Origin of the sequence: Pseudomonas sp. BF-RE-21, assembly GCF_019947305.1 — a bacterium.
GTDB lineage: Bacteria > Pseudomonadota > Gammaproteobacteria > Pseudomonadales > Pseudomonadaceae > Aquipseudomonas > Aquipseudomonas migulae.
Map to the genome: position 1 here is coordinate 1 of NZ_JAGYGF010000085.1, position 16068 is coordinate 16068.

Here is a 16068-nt window from a genome sequence, read left to right on the forward strand (position 1 = left end):
GGCTGGGGGTGTGGGGCGGGATCAAGGCTTTCAGGGTGAATGAGTTTTGGGGGGAGGTGACTTCCGCATCTGGCGGATTGGGTGAGGGCTTTTTCATGAGGGCGTCGCTCCATGCTGGGATTAAGGAGCTGCCAATTTCGTTTCCAGGCGAAAGGTGGCAGCTGTGCGCAGGCTGGAAAACCGGTCAATCCCACCAAAACCCGGCAGACCCGAAGGTCTCCCGCGCACAGCCGCCATAACATTGCGGGCAGAAAAAAGCGCCGCAGTATGACATGTGCAGAGGAGGGATTAATCAGGTTTCCAGGCCCGACCGCTGATTCGTCAGCGACTTCAGAGCCTATCCATTTAACGTCTTACCCGACAACCGACAGAACGCGTCAGAACCATCCTAGGACAGCACGCTTTTTGTAGGAGCGAGCCTGCTCGCGAAAAACGTGAGAACACCGCGGGGTATCAGGTTCACAACGTTATCGTTCACGACCATCGCGAGCAGGCTCGCTCCCACAATGAATGCCAATCGACAGACAGGGATCAATTCGCCAATCGCGCCCCGCCCAGGCTCCCGCTCAACTCATACGCCGCCAGTTCCGCCTGATGCGCCGCCAATATCTCCGGCAACGACCCGCGCAAATACTCGACCCAGGTTTTGATCTTCGCATCCAGATACTGCCGCGACGGATAGATCGCATACAGATTCAGTTCCTGCGAGCGGTAGTTCGGCATCACCCGCACCAGTGTGCCGTTGCGCAAGCCTTCGATCGCCGCATACACCGGCAATACGCCGACGCCCATGCCGCTGATGATCGCGGTTTTCATCGCATCGGCGGAGTTCACCAGAAACGGCGAGCTGTTGATGGTGACCATTTCCTGGCCTTCCGGGCCGTCGAAATTCCATTTCTCCAGCGGAATCACCGGGCTCACCAGGCGCAGGCACGCATGGTTCAGCAAATCGCTGGGCTTGTGCGCGCAGCCGTTGGCTTTCACGTAGGCCGGGGAGGCGCAAACGATGCTGTAGGTGATGCCCAGGCGCTGGGAGACGAAGCCCGAGTCCGGCAGTTCGCTGGCAAGGACGATGGACACGTCGTAGCCCTCGTCGAGCAAGTCCGGCACGCGGTTGGCCATGGTCAGGTCGAAGGTCACGTCGGGATGGGTCTTGCGATAGCGGGCGATGGCGTCGATCACGAAGTGCTGACCGATGCCGGTCATGGTGTGCACCTTGAGTTGCCCGGCCGGGCGCGCGTGGGCATCGCTGGCCTCGGCTTCGGCCTCTTCGACGTACGCCAGGATCTGCTCGCAGCGCAACAGGTAGCGCTTGCCGGCCTCGGTCAGGGCGATGCGACGAGTGGTGCGGTTGAGCAGGCGGGTTTGCAGGTGGGCTTCCAGGTTGGAGACCGCGCGCGAGACGTTGGCCGTGGTGGTGTCGAGTTGCACGGCGGCGGCGGTGAAGCTGCCGGCCTCGGCCACGTAGCTGAAGGCGCGCATGTTTTGCAAAGTGTCCATGGGGTGCTCTCGGGTGCGATGGCAAATTGTGACACGAAGTTTCAGAGTCTGAGACCCCGACCAAGGGATTATCGCGTTAACGGTAACAAAGATTCACAGGAATCCCAGCTTATCGCCATCAAACCCGCCCCCTAGAATTGCGCCGTTCCTTGTAGGAGCGAAGCTTGCTCGCGAAGAACGATAACGCGGTTTAACAGATGGACCGCGTTATCGTTCTTCGCGAGCAAGCTTCGCTCCTACGGGATCCAGTCCACTTTCTCAGGAAATCGCCGCAGTGCCGCGTCGCATCAGCAGAGCGCTTCAGACGCTCAGTGTTTTGGCTTTAACCCTGGCAATCAGCGGCTGCATCGGAACCGCAGGTATTGCCCCGCAGGGCAAGGCACTGGAGGCCAATTCACTGGCCACCGACGACGCCATCCAGAGCGCCGCGCAGGACGCTCACTGGCCCACCGCGCAATGGTGGCAAGCCTACGGTGACCCGCAACTGAACCGCTGGATCGACCTTGCGCTGCAAGGCAGCCCGACCATGGCCATGGCGGCGGCACGGGTGCGTCAGGCCAAATCCATGGCGGGCATCGCCGAGTCTGCCGAGTCGCTGCAGATCAATGGCGGGTCCACCCTCAAGCGCCACAACTGGCCCACCGATCAGTTCTACGGGCCGGGCGAGCTGGCCAATGCGACGACGTGGGACAACAACGCCGCGCTGGGCTTCAGCTATGCCCTCGACCTCTGGGGCCGTGAAAGCAACGCCACCGAGCGCGCCGTCGACATGGCGCACATGAGCGCCGCCGAAGCGCGTCTGGCCCAGCTCGAACTGCAGAACAACATCGTTCGCGCCTACATCGAACTGTCGCTGCATTACGCGCAACGGGACATCGTCGCCGCGACCCTGCAACAACAGCAGCAAATTCTCGACCTCGCGCAGAAACGCCTGAGCGGCGGCATCGGCACCCACTTCGAAGTCAGCCAGGCCGAAACGCCGCTGCCGGAAACCCACCGCCAGCTCGATGCACTCGACGAAGAAATCGCCCTCAGCCGCAATCAGCTTGCCGCACTCGCAGGCAAAGGCCCGGGCGACGGCGCGCAGTTGCAGCGACCCACGTTGGCATTGGGCACCGCGCTGAAACTGCCATCGTCGCTGCCGGCGCAATTGCTCGGCCAGCGTCCCGATGTGGTCGCCAGCCGCTGGCAAGTGGCGGCTCAGGCGCGGGGCATCGATGTGGCTCACGCGGGTTTCTATCCCAACGTCGATCTGGTCGGCAGCCTCGGCTACATGGCCACCGGCGGCGGTGCGCTGGAGTTCTTGACCGGCAAGAAACTCAACTACAGCGTCGGCCCGGCGATCTCGTTGCCGATCTTTGACGGTGGCCGATTGCGCGCCGAGTTGGGGGAAGCCTCGGCCGGTTACGACATCGCCGTGGCGAAGTACAACCAGACGCTGGTCAATGCGCTGAAAAACATCTCCGACCAGTTGATCCGCCGCGAATCCATGGACAAGCAGCAAACCTTCGCCGCCGAATCCGTGGCCACCGCGCAGAAGACTTACGACATCGCGATGATCGCTTATCAACGCGGGCTTACCGATTACCTCAACGTGCTCAATGCCCAGACCTTGTTGTTCAAACAGCAGCAGGTTCAGCAACAGATTCAGGCTGCGCGGCTGAGTGCTCATGCCGAACTGGTGACGGCGCTCGGTGGCGGGCTTGGTGCGGGTAATGACGTGCCGAATGCTGAGAAAACCCAGCCCCCGAAAACCCCGGTTCTATTGCGTTGAACACAAAACCTGTGGGAGTGAGCCTGCTCGCGATGAGGGAGTGTCAGCCAATGATGATGTCGCCTGACACACCGCAATCGCGAGCAGGCTCGCTCCCACAGGTTCTGCGTCTTGATCGAATTTCTATGAGCAGGATTTCATGACTCCCTTGCCCGCACCGCTGCGCTGGCTGTATTCCCTTGAATGGCGCCGGGGTTTTTTCGACTGGGCACGCAGCGACGGCGTGACCTGGGTCTACATTTTCAAGGTGTTGTTCGCCGCGTTCCTGACCCTGTGGCTGGCCATGCGTCTGGAATTGCCGCAACCGCGCACGGCGATGATCACCGTGTTCATTGTCATGCAACCGCAAAGCGGCCAGGTGTTCGCCAAGAGTTTCTACCGCTTTCTCGGCACGCTGACCGGGTCGGCGGTGATGGTCGCGCTGATTGCCTTGTTCGCACAGAACACCGAGTTGTTCCTCGGTTCGCTGGCGATCTGGGTCGGCATCTGCTCGGCTGGTGCGGCGCGTTCTCGCAACTTCCGCGCCTACGGTTTTGTGCTGGCCGGGTACACCGCCGCGATGGTCGGCTTGCCGGCCCTGGCGCACCCGGAAGGCGCGTTCATGGCGGCGGTCTGGCGCGTGCTGGAAATCTCGTTGGGGATTCTCTGCGCCACGCTGGTCAGCGCAGCCATCCTGCCGCAAACCGCCAGCGCGGCGATGCGCAATGCCTTGTATCAGCGCTTCGGTGTGTTCGCTTTGTTCGTCACCGATGGCTTGCGCGGTCGCAGCAAACGGGACGCTTTTGAAGTCAGTAACGTGCGCTTCATCGCCGAGGCCGTCGGCCTGGAAGGGCTGCGCAGCGTCACCGTGTTCGAAGACCCGCACATGCGTCGGCGCAACGGTCGGCTCAGTCGCTTGAACAGCGAGTTCATGGGCGTCACCACGCGGTTCAATGCCCTGCACCAACTGCTCGAACGCTTGCGCAGCAGTGGCGCCGATCATGTGGTCGCGGCAATCAAGCCGGGCTTGCAGGACCTCGCGGAAGTGCTCGACGGTTTCAGTGGTCGCGCGTTGACCAGCCCTGACGCTGCACGCTTGGTGATTGCGCTGAGCGCCTACAAGGAAGCGCTGCCGGCGCGTGTGCGCAGCCTGCGCGCGACGTTTCAGGAGAGCGAGCCAAGCGACGCCGAGCAGCTCGATTTTCATACCGCGTATGAGCTGCTTTATCGCTTCGTCGACGACCTGCACGGTTATGCACAGACCCACGCGTCCCTGGCCGATCACAGTCATGAACGGGAGCAGTGGGACGAGCCTTTCACCCCGCAAACCAACTGGATGGCGTCCGCCGCTTCGGGGATTCGCGCGGCGTTTATTCTGGTGGTGCTGGGCAGTTACTGGGTGGCAACCGCCTGGCCGAGCGGGGCGATGATGACTCTGATTGCCGCCGCCACCGTGGGCCTTTCGGCGGCGACGCCGAACCCGAAACGCATGGCATTCCAGATGGCCTGCGGCACGTTCCTGGGTGCGCTGATCGGCTTCGTCGAGATGTTTTTCATCTTCCCGTGGATCGATGGTTTTCCGTTGCTGTGCGTGATGCTCGCGCCGGTGATCGTGCTCGGTTCGTTCCTGACCTCGCGCCCGCAATACGCCGGTGTCGGCCTCGGTTTGCTGATCTTTTTCAGCACCGGTTCGGTGCCGGACAACCTCACCATCTACAACCCTTACACCTTCATCAACGACTACATCGCCATGGTGCTCGGCATGCTGGTGTGCGCCGCTGCGGGGGCGATCATCCTGCCGCCGAACAGCCGCTGGTTATGGCGCCGGTTGGAGCAGGACCTGCGCGGGCAAGTGGTGTATGCGATCAGCGGCAAACTGAAGGGCCTGGCGTCGAGTTTCGAAAGCCGTACGCGGGATTTGCTGCACCAGGCTTATGGCCTCGCCGCCGGCCAGCCGCAGGTGCAACGGGACTTGCTGCGCTGGATGTTCGTGGTGCTGGAAGTCGGTCACGCGATCATCGAGTTGCGCAAGGAACAGGCGATTCTGCCGGTGCACCCGGCGTACGCCGAATCGCAGCCGTGGCGCCAGGCCATCCGCGTGATGGGCCGTTCGCTGGTGCGGCTGTTTCTGCAACCGGGCCAGAGCAATCTGCAGCGCTGCCTGATCGCGGTGGACCATGCGATCAGCCGCGTGCAAGCCACCGACGAGCCCTTCGCGCCGCACTTCGACACCTCGGCGTTGCGCCGGGTGAAGAGCTACCTGCATTTCATCCGCACCTCATTACTCGACCCGCAATCACCGCTTGCCGCCTACGCAATGACCACGCCTCAAGGACTTGAACATGCCTCGTGAAATCGCCTTCCACGGCGTGTACATGCCGACCATGACGCTGATGTTTTTCATCGCCGCGGTGCTGGCCTGGGCGCTGGACAGGTTCCTGTCCGGGTTCGATCTGTACCGTTTTTTCTGGCACCCGGCGCTGCTGCGCCTGAGTTTGTTTACCTGTCTGTTCGGCGCACTGGCGCTGACTGTCTACCGTTGACTCTCTATCACTGAAGAAGGCCCTGATGAAAAAGCTTTTCAGCCTGCTCGCCACTCTGCTGGTGCTGGCCCTCGCGCTATGGATCGGCCGGACCCTCTGGGTGCATTACATGAACACGCCGTGGACCCGCGACGGCCGGGTGCGCGCCGACATCATCAACGTCGCCGCCGACGTCACCGGTGAAGTGGTGGAAGTGCCGGTGCGCGACAACCAACAGGTGAAGAAGGGCGATCTGCTGATGCGCATCGACCCCGAGCACTACCGCATCGCGGTCAAACAGGCGCAGGCACTGGTGGCTTCACGCAAGTCGACGTGGGAGATGCGCAAGGTCAACGCCCATCGCCGCGCCGACATGGATGCCTTGGTGATCTCCAGGGAAAACCGCGACGACGCCAGCAATATCGCAGACTCGGCCCTCGCCGATTACCAGCACGCGCAAGCGCAACTGGAAGCCGCCGAACTGAACCTCAAACGCACCGAAGTGCGCGCGGCGGTGGACGGTTACGTGACCAACCTCAACGTGCATCCCGGCGACTACGCACGCATCGGCGAAGCGAAAATGGCCGTGGTCGATATGAACTCGTTCTGGGTCTACGGCTTCTTCGAAGAAACCAAACTGCCGCACGTGCGGGTGGGCGATAAGGCCGACATGCAACTGATGAGCGGCGAAGTGCTCAAGGGGCATGTGGAGAGTATTTCTCGCGGGATCTACGACCGCGATAACCCGGAAAGCCGCGAGCTGATTGCGGACGTGAACCCGACGTTCAACTGGGTGCGCCTGGCACAGCGGGTGCCGGTGCGGATTCACATTGATGAAGTGCCGGAAGGGGTGTTGTTGGCGGCGGGGATTACGTGCACGGTGGTGGTTAACTAACTTTTGGACCGAGTCGCGGCCATCGCGAGCAGGCTCGCTCCCACACTTGATCTCCGTCGTACATATATCTTGTGTTCACTGAAGTTTTACTGTGGGAGTGAGCCTGCTCGCGATTCAGGCGCCTCGGTCTTACAGCTCACTCCTTGCAAAACGTCTCATGCAAATGCCGCCAAACCACCTTTCCACCGGCCTGCTTCTCAAACACCACCGTCGAACGCCGGTCCGTCTGCTGGCCGGTCGCATCGGTCTGCTGCTCGCGATAACTCACGGTCGCGCCGTTGTCGGACAGCGCAATGCCACGCAACTCGCTGAGCTCAATCCTGAACCCGAGCTTCTTCCCGCCCGCCATCCGGAACAACTCGCCAAGCGCGTCGAAATCCAGCACTCGGCCCAACGGCGAGACCATGGAAAACTGCGGTGAAAAACGGGCGAGCAATTGTTCAAGTTCGGTGACGTTTCGTTCTTCGGCCAGCCATTGCTCGATGGCGACGTGGGCCTGGATCACTTCGTCAAAGTATTCGGTGTAGTCGGTCATGTTACTTCCTGAAAATTTTGCAGAGTCTGTTCTGACGCTTTCGCGGGCAAGCCTCGCTCCTACAAGGCTCGCGCAAAACCTGTAGGAGCGAGGCTTGCCCGCGAAGAACGATAACGCGGTCTCAAAGCTGCCCACTCAACCCGAACCGCTTCATCAACCCCGACTCCAGCAACCCTTTGGGCAACAACCCCGCCAACAACGGCAACGCCCGGCTGCCATTGCCCAAACGAATCAGGCGCGGCGGTTTGTCCTGCTGCACTGCCTTGAGCAAACCGGCGGCAAACTCACTGGCCGGCGTCGGGTTGTCCTGGGACGCCTTGGCCCGCGCACGAATGCCCTCACGCAGCGGAAACCACGGTGACTGTTCGCTGATCAACTGCTCCGCCTCGGCCCCGGCATTCTTGGCAAAACTGGAGGCGATGGCGCCCGGTTGCACCTCCATCACTCGCACACCGAACGGCGCCAGTTCCATGCGCAACGCATCGCTCAAGGCATGCACTGCGGCTTTCGAGGCGCAGTAAGCACCGGCAAATGGCGTGACCAGGACCCCGGAAACGCTGCCGATATTCACCACTATCCCTTTGGCCCGGCGCAGCACTGGAAACAGCGCGCGCGTCACACCGACAATCGCAAACACATTGGTTTCGAACTGCCGCTGCATGGCCGGCACACCGCCGTCCAGCAGCGGCCCCATGGCGCCATAACCGGCGTTGTTGATCAGCACATCGAGGCCGCCATGTTGCTGGTTGATCTGCCCGGCCAGCGCTTCAAGTGCCACGCCATCGTTGACGTCCAGTTGCACGGCGGTGAAACCGGCCGCCGTCAACGCGGCAACGTCTTCAGCCTTGCGGGCGCTGGCCCAGACTTTATAACCGGCACCTTTAAAGGCATCCGCCAGAGCGCGGCCAATGCCGCTGGAACAACCGGTAATCAACGCAACGGGCATGGCGCGGTCCTTGTGCAAAGGGAAGAGTGGGGATCAGTCGGAGAAACTACCCTGCAAGCGCTCGGCGCGAAACTCCAGGGTTTGCGGGCGATAACCGGGACGCAGCGGCGGCATGGGCAGGCAATCTTCCCAGTTCGCCCCGGCTTGCAGTTCGCCTGGGCCGCGATAACGCGGTGCGGCGTATTGATTGTCGGCGAGGTTGACCGTATCGCCCGGCGCGTAGGCTGCGACGCGCCAGCGCAGTTCGGTCAGCGGCACGTCGTTGCCGTTGTTCATCTTCAATAGCAACGGGCGATCCGCCGGGCAGTGCTCCGGCGCGTAAGTGATGCGCAACTCAAGGCGCGCCAATTGCTTGACCTCGCGATTGTCCAGCCAGACCACCCAGGTGGCCACCAGCCCCAGTCCGATGGCGGCCGCCACCGAAACGGGCAGGGCCTTGGACGGGTAGCGCAGCAACAGGATCAGCCAGGTGATGACCAACAGGACGCCGATGAACATGTCGCACAACCTCGCAGGAGAGAGGCTCATCCTACCTAAGGGCGGGTGTGCTTGGCGATGGGCGTGGTGAGGGCGACCGTTTGTCGAGCCTGTAATTTGTGACAGTAGCCATGCATGGGTTTTCAGCATTAGCTGGTGCAAATCGACATGAAGACGCCTGATGCAGCCTCAGCTGGCTTTCCTGCACCGCGACACCCCAAGCATGACGGTCGTTGAACCGCGGGGGCTGGCTGTGCGTTCGGTGGATTATTACCGTGCCGCGCAGGGTGAAGTCGCCGAAGCTCGGGTCAACCGCACGGTTCATGACCCCGCTGGGCGGGCGATTGCGCAGTGGGATCCGCGGTTGTTCCTGGAGACTTCTGCACCGGCCAACCTCAGCAGCATCCTGTCACTGTCCGACACTGCGTTGAGTATCGTCAGTGTCGATGCCGGCTTGAGCGTGAATCTTTTCGGTGAGGCGGATCAACCGGTTCAATCCTGGGATGGCCGGGGTTCGCAACGCTGGATGCACTATGACAATCGACTGCGCCTGACCGCGCTGTTCGAGCAAACCGCGGGGGGCGAAGCGGTTTGCGCAGAGCGTCTGACTTATGCAGCCAATGATCCGGCGTCTGCCGATCACAACCAGTGCGGCCAATTGATCCGGCATGACGACCGGGCAGGCACGCAGCTGTTCCCGACGTTTGGATTGACCGGCGGGTTGCTTGAGCAGACCCGGCACTTTCTGCGTACGTTGGAAATCCCCGATTGGCCCGAACACGTGGACGAGCGCGATACCTGGCTGGAACCGGGATCTGGCGCGACCACTCGCTCACGCTTCAACCCACTGGGCGAGGCTGTTGAACAGACCGACGCCCAAGGCAACCGTCAGCTTTTCAGCCACACCGTCGCCGGCCAGTTGCGCGAGGTGCAACTGCAACTGCGCAGCGACACCACGCCAAAAACGCTGGTCAGCGCCATCCAGTACAACGCCCATGGCCAGACCGAACGGGAAGTGGCGGGCAACGGCGTGATCACCACGCTCGAATACGCCCCGGAAGATGCTCGTCTGACCCGCTTGCACGCCAGGCGCGGCAACGACGTCCTGCAAGATTCCCATTATGAATACGACCCGACGGGCAACGTGTTGCGCATCGAAGACGCCGCCGTGTCCATTCGCTACTTCGCCAACCAGCGTATCGACCCGGTCAACGGATATGCCTACGACAGCCTCAATCAGTTGATCCGTGCGACGGGCTGGGAGGCCGGCGGCGCGAACAGAGGCCCACAGTTTTCGGCCTTCGACGATCCTGCGCCACGGGGCAATTATTGCCAGAGCTATCGCTACGATCGGGGCGGCAACCTGTTGGAACTTATCCACGAAGGGCCGCAAAAGCATGGGCATCGTCTGGTCGCCGCGCCCTTCAGCAACCGTTGCCTGCCAGTGATCGACGGCGTGGACCCCGGCGAAGAGGATTTTCGCAGGGGCTTCGACGCCAACGGCAACCTGCTGACGTTGCAACCGGGACAAACCTTGAGTTGGGACCTGCGTAACCAGTTGTGCGAAGTGCGGCCGGTAGAACGAGACGGCGCCTCAGATGACAGTGAGCACTACGTTTACGGAGCCGACGGCATGCGCGTGCGCAAAGTCCGCTCGACGCAGACCAATGCTCGAACGGTTTTGGCTGAAGTGCGTTATTTGCCAGGCCTGGAAATGCGTACCCACAGCGGCACCGGCGAAGTGCTGCATGTGATCAACGTCCAGGCCGGGCGCAGCAGCGTGCGGGTGTTGCACTGGGAAACGGCGCCGCCAAAGGACAGCGCCAATGATCAGTACCGGTTCTGCCTGAGTGATCATTTGGGGTCCTCCACCCTGGAGCTCGACAGCGACGGCGAAGTGATCAGCCAGGAGCGTTATCACCCGTTCGGGACTACCGCCTGGTTTGCCGGGATGGGGGAGGTCGAGGCGAGTCGTAAAACGGTTCGGTATTCGGGGAAAGAGAGGGATGCGACGGGGCTTTATTATTATGGGTTGCGGTATTACGTGGCTTGGTTGCAGCGGTGGTTGAGTCCGGATCCGGCGAGAGATATTGATGGCCTTAATTTATATCGGATGGTTGGAAATTCGCCTGTGAACGATTTCGATATAAAAGGTTTGGCCTCTTCAGGTCTTTTTAACCGACTGGGGAATTTCTTTAGTCGCCTGGTTGGATTGGGGAACTCGAAGGGCAGAGAGTCTTCTGGTGTTAAGTCAAGTAAGCCAGATGCCCCGGGGGAAAACGCTCCTGCGTACGAGCGCGCGGTTTTTACTCTTGCGCAAAGGTCAGGAAAAATTGGTGATAGCAGGGTGTTTAGTGATTTTAAAGCTGGCATTAATAATAGTGTTGCGCAGCAGGATGTGAAAATTGAAGGGTTTCTTTATCGTAGTCATCATGTTAGTGCAATAAGTTATAATGGGTTGGAACGAGCAAGTAGAGCAGTGGAACCTGGTGGCGACGAGTATATTGCTCAACTTTTTCAGCATAGCGGAATGCAATCGGGTCTGTCTGGAAGGGTGTTGTCATTTACGCCGGATGTAAGTATTGCAAAGCGCTTTTCAAAAAGAGAGGGCAACATTCTAGTTAGGGTGAGTACTGATTTAAATTCGTTGGAATCAGAGTTCAGGACGATGGCTAATATTGTTACTAATGACGCGGAGCGGTTGGTTCAGGAAAATAAAATTCGAATTCCAAGTTTGGTAAATGTGTTGGGTTACATGGGGCAGGGAGAGATTGAAACGTTTTACATGGGGGGGGATGTTCCGCATGAGGCGGTACAGATTAGATATGACGGTGGCTGGATTTCTATTCATGAGTATTTGACTATTCGGGAGTCGTTGCCAGTTTCTTGAAGCGGCTTGCAGGCAATTATCTGAAGTTGTGATGAACATTATATAAAAGCTCCCACCCAACCAACTTGGGCCAGGGCGATTGAAGTGTGTTGGCTAGTATTTATACCAGTCGTCTTGACTGTAATTTCTGACAGTAGCCAAGCATGGTTTTTAAGCATTAGCTGATCGTCATTCTTCGAGATGAATTGTCATGGATGCTCAAGTAACGGCCATGCACCGCCATACCCCAAAGTTGATTGCCATCGATCCGCGTGGTCTGGCCTTACGCTCAGTGGATTATTACCGTGCCGCGGAGGAGGCGGTCGCCGAAGCTCAGGTCAATCGCACGGTTCATGACCCCGCTGGGCGGGCGATTGCGCAGTGGGATTCGCGGTTGTTCCAGATGGCTTCGGCACCGGCCAATCTGGTTACGATTCATGGCCTCTCCGGCACGGCCTTGTGCACCCTCAGTGTCGATGCAGGCTTACGCGTGAATCTTTTCGGCGAGGCAGATCAACCGGTTCAATCCTGGGATGGCCGGGGTTCGCAACGTTGGTTGCACTACGACAATCAACTGCGATTGACGGCATTGTTCGAGCAAACGTTAGAGGGCGCAACGGTTTGCGCGGAGCGTCTGACTTATGCGGCGAACGATCCCGTTTCCGCCGATCACAACCAGTGCGGCCAACTGATCAGCCACACAGACCTTGCCGGTGTTCTGCAGCTCAACGACTACGGATTGACCGGCACGGTACTCGAACAAGAGCGGCGTCTCGGCGACATCGCGCAGTCGTTTTCAACGCATTCACGTTTCAACCCACCGGGTGACCTGCTCTCCCGAACCGATGCCCAAGGCAATGAACAACGCTTCAGCCAGACTGTGGACGGACAGTTGCGCGCCGTGGATTTGCGTCTGAGCCACACGCCCCAACACCTGCCGATGGTCAGCGCCATTACCTACAACGCCCACGCCCAGGTCGAAAGGGAAGTCGCCGGCAATGGCGTGATCACCACCCTCGAATACGCCGCCGAGGACGGTCGTCTGCAACGCCTGCTGTCCCGGCTCGGCCAGAACCAGCCATTGCAGGATCTGCGTTACAGCTACGACCCGGTCGGCAATGTGCTGAGCATCGAAGACGCCGCGCTGCCGATCCGCTACTTCGCCAATCAGCGTATCGAACCGGTCAGCCACTATCGTTACGACACGCTCAACCGGCTGATCGAGGCCACAGGCTGGGAGGCCGGTTTGATCAGGCACGGCCCGTCGTCGGCGATGACGGCGGACCCCGCCATGCCCGGCAATTACCGCCAGACCTACCGTTATGACGCCGGCCACAACCTGCTTGAACTGACCCACATCGGCCCGCAAAACCACGGCCATCGTCTGGTCGCCGATGCTCACAGCAACCGCTGCCTGCCGGTGCGCAATGGTATCGAGCCGACTGAACAAGACTTCCGTGACAGTTTCGACACCAACGGCAACCTGCTGAAGCTGCAACCGGGGCAAACGCTGCGTTGGGACGCGCGCAATCAATTGTGTGAAGTCCGCCCGGTGGTGCGTGATACCGAAAACGACAGCGAGCGATACCTTTATGGCGCCGACGGTCTGCGCGTGCGCAAAGTCCGCTCGCTGCAAACCAATGCCCAAACGAACATCATCGAAACCCTGTATTTGCCCGGCCTGGAAATCCGGACCCACACTGGCAGCGGCGAAGTGCTGCACGTGATCAATGTCCAGGCCGGGCGCGGCAATGTGCGGGTGTTGCACTGGGAGGCGGGAAGACCGAGCGAGATCAGCAACGACCAGCAGCGCTATAGCCTGACGGACCGGCTGGGCTCAAGCACGCTGGAGCTGGATCAGCACGCCAATGTCATCACCCAGGAAAGGTTTTACCCGTTTGGTGGCACGGCATGGTGGAACGGCGAGGCGGTGCAGGTCAGCTACAAAACGGTGCGATATTCGGGTAAGGAACGGGACGCGACGGGGCTTTATTACTATGGGTTCAGGTATTACGTGCCTTGGTTGCAGCGTTGGTTGAATCCAGATCCGGCGGGCGCGGTTGATGGATTGAATTTCTATGCCATGGTTCGAAACAATCCAATGGTGTTGCGAGACTACAACGGTTTGGCAGGTGACGAATTATTCAACGCATCTTTCCATGAGCTTGACCTTTCAACCCAAGGCTGGAAACAGCACTTGCTTGAAACTCAACTGTTGAATCTCCTGTTGCAGCGCCATGACAAGACGAAGGGAGGCTACGAAGAAACCCATGACTATCGCATTTTCGAAGTGGGTGATCCGGAGTACGCCTTGACTGGGCAGGAAATCGTTGAGGCATTGGAGGGCTACCGCAAGACGTACCTGGACTTGGCGAATCGTGCATCCACTGCTGGAAAGTCGGAGTTGGGCCTGTCGATGATAGAACTTTCAAATCAAGCAGGGCGGATGCGTGATGTCGCTAAGGGCATTGATGGATCAACTGCTTCGGCAGCAGCGAACAAGCCTCGCTTCTTTGCATTGATGAAAGCAAAGCCGGAAAACGGAAAGCGAGAAATCCTGGCCATTCAGAAAATATCGATAAGTCAGCGTACCGCTGGTGAAGACAGGGCGTTTGTCAGTGGCGTTATTCAGAACCCACTCATTCGACCCGAGGTGAGGGGCGGTTTTAGCGATCTGCCTGGAAGAGAGTCGATACCTGTACTGAGGCGGGTGCGAACCTTCGTCACGGTTCGGAGTTTGAACGAGGTGGGCAAAAGTACGAACATGAAATATGTGCTGTTTGGCTCAACAAATAATAGAGACTTGGACGTGGCGAAAAGACTCAAGGCAAAATTGAAGTCCGAGCCTACCCACCTGCCACTTTCGAGGTTGAACCCGCAACGTCGATGATTTCCATAAAAAAAGCCCCCACCCAAACCACTGCGGATAGGGAACGCAGTGACCTGGATGGGGGCTTCTTTTTACCGATGACTTACTGCGCGATGGTTTTCACCGAAACCCCACGCTCAATCGGCGTAGACCGACCGTAGATATCTTCAAACCGCTCGATATCGTCCTCACCCAGATAGCTGCCCGATTGCACTTCAATAATCTCGAGTGGAATCTTGCCCGGGTTGCGCAAACGGTGAACCGAAGCAATCGGAATGTAGGTCGACTGGTTCTCACACAACAGGAACACGTTCTCGTCGCAGGTCACTTCAGCGGTGCCGCTGACCACGATCCAGTGTTCGGCGCGGTGGTGGTGCATTTGCAGTGACAGGCACGCGCCCGGTTTGACCGAGATGTGCTTGACCTGGAAGCGCCCGCCCATGTCGACCGAGTCGTAGGAGCCCCACGGACGATAGACTTCGCAGTGGTTCTGGGTTTCGGTGCGGCCCTGTTCGTTGAGGGTGTTGACCATCTGTTTCACGCCTTGGACCTTGTCCTTGTGGGCGATCATCATGGCGTCCTTGGTTTCGACGACCACGATGTTTTCCAGGCCGATCACCGACACCAGTTTGCCGTTGCCATGGATCATGCAGTTTTTGCTGTCCTGAATGACCACATCGCCTTTGGTGACGTTACCGTTGACGTCCTTGTCATTTACTTCCCACAGCGACGCCCAGCAACCGACATCGCTCCAGCCGGCGGTCAGCGGTACAACGCAAGCGCGCTGGGTTTTTTCCATGACCGAGTAATCGATGGAATTGTCCGGGCAGCAGGCGAAGGTGGCTTCGTCGATGGTGACGGTGTCGGCATCCTGTTGGCTGCGTTCCAGGGTCAGCAGGCAGGTGTCGTAGATGTCCGGATCGTGCTTTTTCAGCTCCTCCAGGAAGCGGCTGGCGCGGAACAGGAACATGCCGCTGTTCCAGAAGTAACCGCCGGACTGGACGAACTCGGTGGCGCGTTTCACGTCTGGTTTTTCAACGAAGTGCGAGACGCGGCTGACGCCTTCCGGCAGCAGCGAGTCGTTGGTCGACTTGATGTAGCCGTAGCCGGTTTCCGGTTTGGTCGCCGGGACGCCGAACAGCACCATTTCGCCGTTTTCGGCGGCGACGGTGGCCAGGGCCAGGGCGCGTTGCAGGGCTTTCTGGTCTTCCAGTACGTGGTCGGCTGGCAGCACCAGCATCAGTTCGTCGCGACCTTCGTTGACCAGCATCATCGCGGTCAGGGCCACGGCCGGCGCGGTGTTGCGGCCGAACGGTTCCATCAGGATGCGCTGGGTTTCCAGCTTACGGTTGCTCAGTTGCTCGTTGACGATGAAGCGGTGGTCTTTGTTGCAGACCACGATCGGGGTGTCCATGCCTTCGAACACCAGGCGTTCCAGGGTTTGCTGGAACAGCGTGTGTTCGCCGGTCAGGGCCAGGAATTGTTTAGGAAACTGCTTACGGGAAAGCGGCCAAAGACGTGAGCCACTACCACCTGACAAGATCACCGGAATCATGTTGTTACTCCTTGAAAATCGTATGGGTCAGAGCTACTGCGTTCTGTCGTTTCACTCTTGTTTTTGTTTCGTGTCCCGATTGCCTCGCCCTCTGTAGGAGCCGGCTTGCCGGCGATGGGGCCCTTGAGGACGCCATCGCCGGCAAGC

At 59.5% G+C, this 16068-nt stretch carries 11 protein-coding genes; 6 read left to right on the top strand and 5 right to left on the bottom strand.

Going from position 1 to position 16068, the window contains the following annotated elements; genetic code table 11:
- Window positions 1-531: 531 nt before the first annotated feature.
- Window positions 532-1500, bottom strand: a complete 969-nt coding sequence (locus tag KGB25_RS29245) for a LysR family transcriptional regulator (RefSeq protein ID WP_008025343.1) — start codon at window positions 1498-1500, stop codon at window positions 532-534.
- 274 nt (window positions 1501-1774) lie between these two features.
- Here KGB25_RS29245 and KGB25_RS29250 point away from each other — a divergent pair, with 274 nt between their 5' ends.
- The 4 genes from KGB25_RS29250 (at window position 1775) to KGB25_RS29265 (ending at window position 6670) form a co-directional block, all read left to right on the top strand.
- Window positions 1775-3274 (top strand): efflux transporter outer membrane subunit, encoded by a 1500-nt coding sequence (locus tag KGB25_RS29250; protein ID WP_223437835.1) that lies wholly within the window; start codon window positions 1775-1777, stop codon window positions 3272-3274.
- A 139-nt stretch (window positions 3275-3413) separates the two neighbouring features.
- On the top strand, window positions 3414-5606 hold the full coding sequence (locus tag KGB25_RS29255; protein WP_223437837.1) for an FUSC family protein: 2193 nt from the start codon (window positions 3414-3416) through the stop codon (window positions 5604-5606).
- On the top strand, window positions 5596-5796 hold the full coding sequence (locus KGB25_RS29260) for a DUF1656 domain-containing protein (RefSeq protein WP_192420812.1): 201 nt from the start codon (window positions 5596-5598) through the stop codon (window positions 5794-5796). Before KGB25_RS29255 ends, KGB25_RS29260 begins: the two co-directional genes overlap by 11 nt.
- 25 nt (window positions 5797-5821) lie before the next feature.
- Window positions 5822-6670, top strand: coding sequence for an HlyD family secretion protein (locus tag KGB25_RS29265; RefSeq protein ID WP_223413602.1), 849 nt, complete (start codon window positions 5822-5824; stop codon window positions 6668-6670).
- 136 nt (window positions 6671-6806) lie between these two features.
- Here KGB25_RS29265 and KGB25_RS29270 read toward each other — a convergent pair whose 3' ends face one another.
- From KGB25_RS29270 to KGB25_RS29280, 3 genes are all read right to left on the bottom strand, one after another.
- On the bottom strand, window positions 6807-7205 hold the full coding sequence (locus KGB25_RS29270) for a DUF4440 domain-containing protein (protein ID WP_207285239.1): 399 nt from the start codon (window positions 7203-7205) through the stop codon (window positions 6807-6809).
- A gap of 121 nt (window positions 7206-7326) precedes the next feature.
- Window positions 7327-8151, bottom strand: a complete 825-nt coding sequence (locus KGB25_RS29275; RefSeq protein ID WP_008044485.1) for an SDR family oxidoreductase — start codon at window positions 8149-8151, stop codon at window positions 7327-7329.
- Between the two features lie 33 nt (window positions 8152-8184).
- Complete coding sequence (locus tag KGB25_RS29280; RefSeq protein ID WP_008044486.1) at window positions 8185-8649, bottom strand: hypothetical protein; 465 nt, start codon at window positions 8647-8649, stop codon at window positions 8185-8187.
- 160 nt (window positions 8650-8809) lie between these two features.
- On the opposite strand from KGB25_RS29280, the gene KGB25_RS29285 reads away from it, so the two are divergent.
- Both KGB25_RS29285 and KGB25_RS29290 read left to right on the top strand, forming a co-directional pair.
- Window positions 8810-11518 carry an RHS repeat-associated core domain-containing protein gene (locus KGB25_RS29285; protein ID WP_223437838.1) on the top strand — a complete coding sequence of 903 codons (2709 nt, stop codon included), beginning with the start codon at window positions 8810-8812 and terminating at the stop codon, window positions 11516-11518.
- A 190-nt stretch (window positions 11519-11708) separates the two neighbouring features.
- Window positions 11709-14387: an RHS repeat domain-containing protein gene (locus KGB25_RS29290; RefSeq protein WP_223437840.1), complete on the top strand. Its 2679-nt coding sequence runs from the start codon at window positions 11709-11711 to the stop codon at window positions 14385-14387.
- 82 nt (window positions 14388-14469) lie between these two features.
- Here KGB25_RS29290 and KGB25_RS29295 read toward each other — a convergent pair whose 3' ends face one another.
- Window positions 14470-15921, bottom strand: a complete 1452-nt coding sequence (locus tag KGB25_RS29295; protein ID WP_207285728.1) for a mannose-1-phosphate guanylyltransferase/mannose-6-phosphate isomerase — start codon at window positions 15919-15921, stop codon at window positions 14470-14472.
- Window positions 15922-16068: the final 147 nt, after the last annotated feature.